Below are 9,590 nucleotides of genomic sequence, written 5' to 3'. Positions count from 1 at the left end.
ATTTTTTTCTGCACCGTACCGTAAAAACAGTCTATCTGCAAAAGAGAAGCGAACATAGGAGTTCATCGATGAGCAACCCTTCGGGTACGGTGTTGTTGCACATAGCGAGGGGGCACTCCCCTGTCACTTTTTCGTTTGTGCACATCTCCAGTTGGCACTTGTAGACGTTTGGCGTTATATTATAAACTCACAAAGGCCACAGCAATTAGCTACAAGCGATAAACGTAAGTGGCATACGAAGTGCCCGTCTACCCACCGTTAGCGTGCATAACGGCAAAAGGATTCGGAGGCTGAAATGCTCCCGCTGAACACGGGCTGTGCCACGCGTCGAACATGCTGTGCATCTATAACTCGCGCTGGTTCTGGGTTCTCCCCTGGATTCTGCTATGCCCGTGTGCTTCCAACAGCATGCCCGGTGCGTTGGATTGACTGCCTCGTACTTGACCGCCCACAGCCCTCATGCTCCCTTTTGTGATGCTGGCCCTGATGGATTGGCTCCCCTGGCGTGGTTCATCCGCACCCGGTTCATCAGCGAAATCACCAGACGCATTGCAGCCCGTACCTGAACAGGAGAACCCCGATGAGGAGACTGACGAACAGGAGAAGTCACCGGGGGAACCCACCGCGCATTTGTCTACCAATGACCTCAACACTGCCATGCCTGATTCCACCGATTCCGCCCCCGCCCAAACGTCGTCGTCTTCTGCCGCTACGCCGAGTTCCAACGACGGCGCTACAAGCGAGCCTCCTCACTCGGTACAGCCTTCCGACACCGCGTCGACTGATAGTTCGCATGAAAGCGCATCGGCATCGAGCAGCCCTACCTTAGGCGAACTCGACCGCGTGCGCGACCTGCTCTTTGGGGAGCACGAGCGTGAGACAAACGAGCGCCTCGACCGCCTCGAAACCAAAGTTGAGAACCAACTGCGCAGTCTGCGTAACGACTTGCAGGAGCAGATTGACGTGCTCGATACATTCGCCCGCGAGGAAAAAGACGAGCTGGCCGACCGCTTGAGCGAGCAGAAAAAGGCGCACCGCTCCGATGTCGCCAATCTGGAACGCGAAATCCAAGAGCTTAGCCGCTCGCTCGCCGATACACGCGAGGACCTGCAAGAAGCGCTCGATCGTGCCAAACGGTCGTTCCGCGAAGACCTCCATACGCAGAAGAAGACGCTCGATAAGGAAATCTCCGACCAGCACGACGAGCTTTCTGAACTGGTTGAGGCTGCCGTGTCGCAGCTGCGCGGACAAGCAACCGACCGGCGTAGTCTGGCCGATCTCTTTGATCAGATGGCCACGCGCTTGCGTGAGTAGTACCGTGTCACAGGTGATTCATAGGGTAACACATGGACTCCACATTATAGTCATCCCGGGCAATTCCGACCGCCGTCGGGAGCAGATCCGGGATCGTTTGTGGCCTTCCATGCCAATCATTCGTGTGAGCTACCCAACCATTGATGTGTGACACAGCAGTAGTGCTCTGTCAACCCTGAAAGGTTGGGTTGAGATGCGTATTTTCCCCTCCATTCTACCCTTCCTCCCCGGGGAGGAAGGAACTGTGAGGTGCCACTTCCCAAGTCCCCCTCAGAGGAGGGGGGATTTAGGGGGAGGGATTCCATACTATCACACAACCCGAAAATTATCCTTGACACAACAGTAGCCGCTCCGCTCCCTGGCTTTGTACGTAACTTGGCTGATGCATGGCTTCGTCTCCTTCGTCCACCGCTCCAAGCAAAACCGATTCAGCCTCGCCGTCCCCCTCGGCTGCCGGTGATAAACACGCTACCATGCGAGAACTGCGGCGCCTGCTGCTGCGCCCCGATCGCGACGTGGTAGCCGATCTGCGTCGTCGCATAGCGGAGTTGGAAGTCGACGAAGAGGAGATGCAGGCCGAGGAGGTCAGCCGTGTGCTTCCAGAAGCGATTCGCCTTCATACACAGCCGCACGACGCCCCCGACGATGCAGACGCCTCCGATGCAGACGTCTCGCAAGCAGCTCGCAGCGAAGCCCTTGCCGATGCGCTTGCCCCAACAGTAGAGCGCACGCTGCACGTCTCCGTAGAGCGGAATCCGCAACCGCTTGTGGATGCGATATTTCCGATCATTGGCCCGGCCATTCGCAGGAGCGTAAGCGAAGCGATGAATTCGCTGGTTGCTAATGTGAACCAGACGCTGGATCGCGGCTTCTCGCTGAAGGGATTGCGCTGGCGCATCGAATCCTGGCGCACCGGAACGTCTTTTGCAGATGTCGTGCTGCGCCATACGTTGCTGTTTCGCGTCGAACAGATCTTTCTGATCGACCGCGAAACGGGGCTTCCCATGCAGCACCTCACCAACGACGCCGTTCAGGCCGAGGACAGCGCCCTGGTCTCCAGTATGCTCACGGCCATTCAGGACTTCGTACACGACTCGTTCGAGCTCGACGAGGAGGAAACCCTCCAGAACTTCTCGGTTGGCTCGCTGAGCGTATGGGTAAATCATGGCCCGCGAGCCGCTCTTGCAGCTGCTGTACGCGGCACCCCCGATCCGCATCTGCGCGAAACGTTGCACCGTGTCAATGAACGGGTGCATCACCAATTTCGAGATGCACTGGTTCAGTTTGAGGGCGACACAGAAACGCTCGCTCCCGCCCGTCCGGTGCTCGACCAGGCTCTGCTGGAAGAATACGAGGCGCCGCGCAAACGCCCTTCACCAGTACTGTGGCTCATTATGCTGGTCCTGCTTGTCGGAATCGGGTGGTGGGGATACACGGCTTACACTACGCATCAGCAGTGGACGGCATTCACTGAGACGCTCGACGACACGCCCGGTCTGGTCGTAACCGATGCCGGGCGTGAGGACGGCGCATGGGTGATCAGCGGCTTACGCGATCCGATTGCCCCACATCCCGATTCGCTGCTTCAGACTACCGAGTTGCCGGCCACTACGGTACATGGCTCGTGGGAGCCGTATCGCTCCATGCATCCGACACTGGTGCTAAAACGCGCTGAACGCCAGGTGGAAGCCGAGGTCGTGCTCTTTGCCGAAGGGACTACGCTCCTGGATGGACAATCGGCTGTGCTCGACCGCCTCGGCACGCATATCATTGACTTGTACCAGGCGTCTGAAGACATAAACCGCACTGTAGAGGTGCAGGTGCGCGGTCATCACAGTTCGGATGGGCCACAAGCCCTTAATGAGCAACTCGCCGAAGAACGCGCACTTCTCGTCCGCGCTGCCCTTCGCCAGCGAGCCGTGCCCGAAGATATCCTGCAGCCGGTAAGTGCCACCAGCGAGCCCATTCACCCTGATCTGGTCGGCACCGATGAAGAGCGCATCTACAATCGGGGCGTCACGATTCGGGTCATGTTCAGCGACCGCTGACCCCAACGTGTATCGCGTTGTAGAAGGGAACGTTTGTTATACCATTTGCGCAGAATCGTCATTCATATATTGCACAACTGACCTGTTCACGTTTTCCCGGTACCTGACGCAAAATGACGGGCTCTGAACAAACACATGGAGCTGCCTTCCCGAAGGATGGATTACTTCGTGCGTACCACAGGCATGACCTTCGGCCCTCGCTTCGCTCGGCTCCGGATCAGCTCCCGACGGCCGTCGGGATTGTCCGAGATGACCCCCGAGTGGGGGCCATTGAATCGCGCTAAACAGATACCCGACAGCCGTCGGAGGAACGGAGATCCAGGATCCAGGACATAAGTGCACCTCACCAGAAGGCGCAGGCCGCTGTCACTTGGGTCCGGTACTGAAGTTCAGGGTGCCCCCTCAAATCTGCACATTGAACTCTCGCATTTGGTATTAGTCGAAGAAGGCCTATCTCATTCTGGTTGTCGAAACCGGGCGTGCTTTCAAGGGCAGTCCTCCCACTCAGATCCCAAGTCGCGGTTTTTGCGCAGCATCACATTACGCTCTCGTCGCGGCGGCGTTATGGCATTTTTGACGCGGTACGGCCCCACAAGCCATTCAACTTCCCAACAGGACATCCTATCTGCACATAAAGGCGCACGATCTATGCAAATGAGCGTCATATTTGTACAAATAGCGGATTTGTATATCAGGTTGCATGATCTGGGCAGGCACATGTGCTGATCGTTCTGTTATCATGACAAGCGCAATCAGGACAATCAGGACCCGCGGTGCATTCGAAAAGAGAAGCCAAGGGATCCCGATGCAACTGCGCTTTAATACATACATCTGCTGCTAAGCCGCCTTCAACGAGAGAACGGCAAGGATACACACAAACTAAGCGCCGAACCAATGATGACACCCGCTTTGCCCTTTAACAACGATAACGCTGAAGGCGACAAATCCATGCGCACCATACCCGTGCCGAAACGCACATGGATGGACATTGCTGACCATGCTTATACGGAAAGCCGTTCGGTGTTAGAAGCACTATCGCGTATGATGATCTGTTTGTCTCAGCAGGATGAGTTCAAGCGAGAGACATCTCCTGAATCAACAAGCAATCGGGCGGAGACAGAGACCGCCGGGCTGCGGCACATGGAAGCATGGCCCAGTAACCTGCTGAAGGACGAGATCGCTTTGCAGCATGAAGACCCTAATGTGCAAGAGAATGTCAGGATACAAGTCGAACGCATGGAAAAGCTGCTCGATCGGCTGAAAGGCCCCGACGAAATGTATTAAGGAAAAGCAGTCATAGAAGAACCACTACGGGTTTCTTACCCCCCAATCGCTTGCATAATAGAAGCCGAGACAGATATGCACACGTCACGATCTGAACCAGTGATGACATCGTTTCGCCACTTGAAAAGCGATGATTCCACGCGTAAGGGAGATCTACCAAAGAATACCTGGATGCGTGTTGCCGAATTCGCCTATGAAGCAAACTGCTCAATCGAAGAAGCAATTACCCGTTGTGGAATAGTGAACCATACTGCCCCCCAAGAACGAGCTGAAGTAGAATCCGCTCCCCAATCAGAAGGCAGTCAGGGGGAGACGGCAATGTCGAATCTGAAGCGTATCAGGGCTCGTCTCGACCGTTTCAGCACAAGAGACACACCTTCTCTGGAAAGCGAAGCTCTGGAAAGCGAAGCTCTGGAAAGCGAAGCTCTGGAAAGCGAAGCTCTGGAAAGCGAAGCTCTGGAAAGCGAAGCTCTGGAAAGTAGCAAAATCAAAGAGGCAGAGAGCGCCAAGTTACGGCTGCAACGGGCCAAGTTGCGCCTACAACATATGCAGCGTATGGCCGAAACAAAACGCATAGCCGAGAAAGAAAAGCCCGATGCAACCTCTGAAGAAGATCATGCTGTGTCGGAAGGCGAAGCATCCCCCATGGAGGTTCGAGATGTGCTCAGCGATTATGACACGTTGCTCAGGATGGGCCTTGAAGCAGTGTCTGAAGAAGGGGGCGCGGCGGAGGACCCGGACGGAGGGCCCTCAATGTTCGACATTGCCGAGCAGTCGTCTAACCAATGAAAATACCTGATCCAGATTCAGTTGCTGGTAATGGTCTTAGGCACACCCTGTAATAACTTATAGGTACACTTTAAATTCAAACTCAAAAATGGGTGCAATTTCAGTGTCGCAAATCAAAGACGAAGCCCGTTCTACTTACGGCATTGTTCCCAGCTTTTTCACTGAGACGGGCGCTTACACAGGGACACCCGCAGCTGCTTACATGATCGCAGACGAAGCTCTTCTCAGTGGCGTGTTAACATGTCAGGAGCAGCAAGCGGTTCTACTGGAACTGGCCCGTTACCTGAACAGCCGGTATGACGCCGTTGTCCACGCGCGTATGGCACTGGATGCTGGGCTGTCGCCCCAGATTGTAGGACAGTTACTGGACGGTGAAAATATTAGCGACAGGCGCCTGAACGCGTTGGTGAAAGCTACACGTCTGTCATGTAAAAAGCGTGCCTGGCTGAGTCCAGATGAGCTCAGCAACTTGCAACAGCACAACGTAACGCGAGGTGACCTCTACGAAATTTTTGCACTTATAGGTGTAAAGAAAATGACTGCATTTACTCACCATATGAGTGATTTTCCGGTTGAGGCTCCACTGCAGCCCATTAATAAGCTGATGAACAATCGTTTCGAGAAGCCTAAAAATATAAAACGCCAACGTTTGTTTACGGGTTAGTTAATAGAAATAGTTTGCGAGTCTCTGTATATATTAATATAATTAAAATTTACTTGCGCCCCACCTGAAGAATGATTCGTGTACTGTTTGAAACTTTTTCTTTTGACACCTTCCACAGTAGATATGGCTAACAACCACAGAAACACCCAATCACGAAAAGTCCAAAAATCGATTGAAATGGCAGAGGCCTACTACGGCATGGTCCCCAATATGATTGAGGCCGTAAACAGGCACAACCCAGCAGTTGCCCAGTTTTATATTGCGGCGTCTGAGGCACTACAAAACAGCAACTTGCAGGATAACGAGCGAGAAGCGGTGATCCTAACAATTTCGAGATACAACGACTGCCACTACTGTGTGCGTGCCCATGCTGCGCTTGGTTATGAAGCGGGTCTTTCCGAAGCAGACATTCAGGATATCAACCAGGGCAAGCTACCAGCGAAAAAAACTCTACGAGGATTTGTAAAGGCGACACGCCTCATTCTTGACAAGAATGGTTGGCTGGATGCGGATGACATTAGCCAGTTGGAAAAGTATGGCATCACCCGTATGCATCTCTACGAAATCAACGCACTCATTGCTATAAAAACGCTGAGCAATTATATTAACCATATAGAACAAACTCAGGTTGACGATGCGTTTGAAGCAATGATGCCAGAGAACATGGACCAGGCTGAGTGGGCATCAATTCCAGAGGAAGCCCTAACCACAACGGTTAACTGAATCGAAGTTTGCCCTACTGCCTGTATAAGCTTGCATATCCAGTGTTGTCCGAGATGACCAGATTGCCCTGAACCCCTACGCCAGCCGCCTGGTACCAGGGCATCCGGCAGGTTCTATTCACGCAAAGGTTCAGGCATGGCTACCTCGCCCAACGCGCTTCGCTTTCTAGATCCGGTGGCGGTGTCGCAGCTTGATACGATGGAGCTGCGTGCACGCCTCATTGTAGAGGGCTTCATGACAGGGTTGCACCGCAGTCCCTATCACGGCTTCTCGGTCGAGTTTGCCGAGCACCGTCCGTATCACCCCGGCGACGAACTGCGCCATGTCGACTGGAAGGTCTATGCCAAGACCGATCGCTACTACATTAAGCAGTACGAGGAAGAGACGAATCTGCGGCACTATGTGGTGCTCGACACCTCGGCCTCGATGCACTACAAAGGCGAGGCCGCGCTCTCGAAGCTTGAGTATGGCGCGTATCTGGCGGCGGGACTGCACCACCTCATGCTGCGGCAGCGGGATGCTACGGGTCTGATGGCGTTTGACGAAACGGTGCACACGGTGCGTCCGCCAAGCGCAGCCCCGGCGCAGCGTCAGACGCTCTTGCGTACGCTCGAAACTCTCGTACAGCGCGAGTCTACGGGCACTCAGACCAACGCGGCTACGGCGCTAAGCGAGGTAGCTGAGCGCATCGGGCGGCGGTCGCTGGTGGTGGTCATCACCGATCTGTTTGAGAACGTGGGCGCGCACGACGACCTGCTGCATGCGCTGCGACGCCTGCGGCATCGGGGTCATGAAGTGATCGTTTTTCATGTGCTGAATAGCGCTACCGAACGGCAATTTCAGTTTCCCGACCGTCCTATGCTCTTTCGCGATATGGAAACGGGGGCGGAGCAAGCGGTGCATCCGGCACAGCTCCGCGAGCATTACGAAGAGGCGGCCGAACACTTCATGGAGCGCTTTCGGCGGTCGTGCCTGGAGCATAACATCGACTTTGCCACGCTCGACACTGCCACCTCGTACCGTGAGGCGCTGCTCGCGTATCTCAACAAACGGCAACAGCTGGCGTAGGCGCTTGCCCGGTCGCAACCCATCTCGCCGTTGTGCCGTACGTCCCATCAAACTGCTTTTTCCTCACACAGCTGCCTCAATCGTATGCATCTCAGCGACCCCTCCGCCTCCATCTACATTGCCGGACACCGCGGCATGGTCGGCAGCGCCATCTGGTCGGCTCTCGAATCGGCTGGATACGAAAACATCTTCGGGCGCACCAGTAGCGAACTCGACCTGCGCAATCAGGCGGATACGAACGCCTTCTTCGAGCGGCAGCAGCCGGATTTCGTTGTGGTGGCCGCCGCGCGCGTGGGTGGGATCCTCGCTAACGACCAGTACCCGGCCGATTTTTTGTACGACAACCTGGCCATTGAAATGAACGTCATCCGCGCCGCGCAGCAGACGGGCGTGGAGCGACTCGTGTTTTTGGGCTCCACCTGCATCTACCCGAAGCATGCGCCCCAGCCGATGCCCGAAGACAGCCTGCTCACCGGTCCGCTGGAGCCGACGAACCAGTGGTATGCTGTTGCCAAAATTGCCGGACACAAGCTGTGTCAGGGGTTCCACCGGCAGCACGGTAGCGACATGGTTACGCTGATGCCCACGAATCTGTACGGGCCGAACGACAACTTCGACCTCGAAACCAGCCATGTGCTTCCGGCGCTGCTGCGCAAGTTTCATGAGGCAAAAGGCGCAGCCCCCGATGGTAGCGATGCGCCGGTTACGCTCTGGGGCAGCGGCACGCCCAAGCGCGAGTTTCTCTACAGCCACGACCTGGCCGACGCGGTGCGCTTTATCCTCGAAACGCCGGAAGACGATCTGCGCGAGGCGGCCTACGAGGGCATGCTCAACGTAGGCGTGGGGAAGGACCTATCTATCAACGAGTTGGCCGCGACCATTCAGGATGTGGTCGGCCACGACGGACCCATCGAGCACGACCCCTCAAAACCCGACGGTACGCCCCGCAAACTGGTCGACACCACGCGCATGGACGAGTTAGGGTGGTCAGCCAAGACGAGTCTGCACGACGGCATCCAGAAAACATACGACTGGTACCGCGAGCACGAAGAAGAGTGGGTTGCCGCGTAGTGCTCTGTCACACGTGATTCTTGCAGTGTGTAAGGGAGGCGCGCTCAGGTCCGTTCTCTCTAACGAATTGTCATGTTGAGCAAGCGGAGGGCCCCCCAGGGCCCGAAGCGCGTCGAAACATCTCCTCGTCGTTCAGAAGATACGGCGGGACAGAGGCCCTGCCAACCTTGGGGGAGATCTTTATTCACTGCGTTCATCAGTCGCTTCGCTCGTGTCAGGACTCTTACCGACCGCTGTCGGTATCCGCAGTCAAGATGACATCATGTAAACGGGGCACGTTGCAACCCACACATTCACGTGTGACAGAGCACTTATGCATCCACCAACGAAAGCCGTTCGGGATGCGTGCGGTCTAAGATCAGCTTAAGGGTGATGAGCAGCAAGACGGCCGCTACCGGAATGAGCACCTGAAACGCCGTGATAAAGAGCGACGACACTTGCAGTCCAAGGATCAGCACGATCGCCGGAGCGCAGCAGGCGCCGCCCGCCAGGAGCGCGGGCAGGCTTGCCAGTACGCCGGTGGAGCGGTTAAAGCTGCACGCGCTCGGCTGGTTGTACGCGACGTACGTGACCATCAGGTTGAGTGCGGCGAGGAGCGAGAGGAGGCCGCCAATTAGGATGTTCAGCGG

9 protein-coding genes and 1 pseudogene are annotated in these 9,590 nt (G+C 55.8%); 8 read left to right on the top strand and 2 right to left on the bottom strand.

Annotated elements, in window-relative coordinates; translation table 11 throughout:
• The first annotated feature begins 657 nt into the window (after positions 1 to 657).
• The 3 genes from R6U20_RS00500 (at position 658) to R6U20_RS00490 (ending at position 4,646) form a co-directional block, all read left to right on the top strand.
• Positions 658 to 1,314, top strand: a complete 657-nt coding sequence (locus tag R6U20_RS00500; protein WP_410335911.1) for a hypothetical protein — start codon at positions 658 to 660, stop codon at positions 1,312 to 1,314.
• A gap of 386 nt (positions 1,315 to 1,700) precedes the next feature.
• Positions 1,701 to 3,362 carry an OmpA family protein gene (locus R6U20_RS00495; RefSeq protein ID WP_410335910.1) on the top strand — a complete coding sequence of 554 codons (1,662 nt, stop codon included), beginning with the start codon at positions 1,701 to 1,703 and terminating at the stop codon, positions 3,360 to 3,362.
• Between the two features lie 894 nt (positions 3,363 to 4,256).
• The gene (locus R6U20_RS00490) at positions 4,257 to 4,646 is read left to right on the top strand and encodes a hypothetical protein (RefSeq protein WP_410335909.1); all 390 of its coding nucleotides are present in this window, start codon (positions 4,257 to 4,259) and stop codon (positions 4,644 to 4,646) included.
• 302 nt (positions 4,647 to 4,948) lie between these two features.
• Here R6U20_RS00490 and R6U20_RS00485 read toward each other — a convergent pair whose 3' ends face one another.
• Positions 4,949 to 5,221: a pentapeptide repeat-containing protein gene (locus R6U20_RS00485; protein WP_410335908.1), complete on the bottom strand. Its 273-nt coding sequence runs from the start codon at positions 5,219 to 5,221 to the stop codon at positions 4,949 to 4,951.
• On the opposite strand from R6U20_RS00485, the gene R6U20_RS00480 reads away from it, so the two are divergent.
• The 5 genes from R6U20_RS00480 to R6U20_RS00460 all read left to right on the top strand — a co-directional run bounded on the left by R6U20_RS00480 (position 5,202) and on the right by R6U20_RS00460 (position 8,961).
• Positions 5,202 to 5,435 carry a hypothetical protein gene (locus R6U20_RS00480; RefSeq protein WP_410335907.1) on the top strand — a complete coding sequence of 78 codons (234 nt, stop codon included), beginning with the start codon at positions 5,202 to 5,204 and terminating at the stop codon, positions 5,433 to 5,435. The genes R6U20_RS00485 and R6U20_RS00480 overlap by 20 nt on opposite strands.
• 88 nt (positions 5,436 to 5,523) lie before the next feature.
• Complete coding sequence (locus R6U20_RS00475) at positions 5,524 to 6,099, top strand: hypothetical protein (protein WP_410335906.1); 576 nt, start codon at positions 5,524 to 5,526, stop codon at positions 6,097 to 6,099.
• Positions 6,100 to 6,222: 123 nt separating this feature from the next.
• Positions 6,223 to 6,822 (top strand): carboxymuconolactone decarboxylase family protein, encoded by a 600-nt coding sequence (locus R6U20_RS00470; protein ID WP_410335905.1) that lies wholly within the window; start codon positions 6,223 to 6,225, stop codon positions 6,820 to 6,822.
• Between the two features lie 135 nt (positions 6,823 to 6,957).
• Complete coding sequence (locus R6U20_RS00465; RefSeq protein ID WP_410335904.1) at positions 6,958 to 7,890, top strand: DUF58 domain-containing protein; 933 nt, start codon at positions 6,958 to 6,960, stop codon at positions 7,888 to 7,890.
• 84 nt (positions 7,891 to 7,974) lie between these two features.
• Positions 7,975 to 8,961 (top strand): GDP-L-fucose synthase family protein, encoded by a 987-nt coding sequence (locus tag R6U20_RS00460; RefSeq protein WP_410335903.1) that lies wholly within the window; start codon positions 7,975 to 7,977, stop codon positions 8,959 to 8,961.
• A 311-nt stretch (positions 8,962 to 9,272) separates the two neighbouring features.
• On the opposite strand, the pseudogene R6U20_RS00455 reads toward R6U20_RS00460, so the two are convergent.
• Positions 9,273 to 9,590: pseudogene (locus tag R6U20_RS00455) on the bottom strand (hypothetical protein); the annotation flags it as partial.

The sequence above is a fragment of the Longimonas sp. genome (assembly GCF_046498435.1).
In the GTDB taxonomy this organism is placed as follows: domain Bacteria; phylum Bacteroidota; class Rhodothermia; order Rhodothermales; family Salinibacteraceae; genus Longimonas.
Note: the sequence above shows the minus strand (reverse complement) of the source record. Positions and strands in the feature narration are given on the sequence as shown.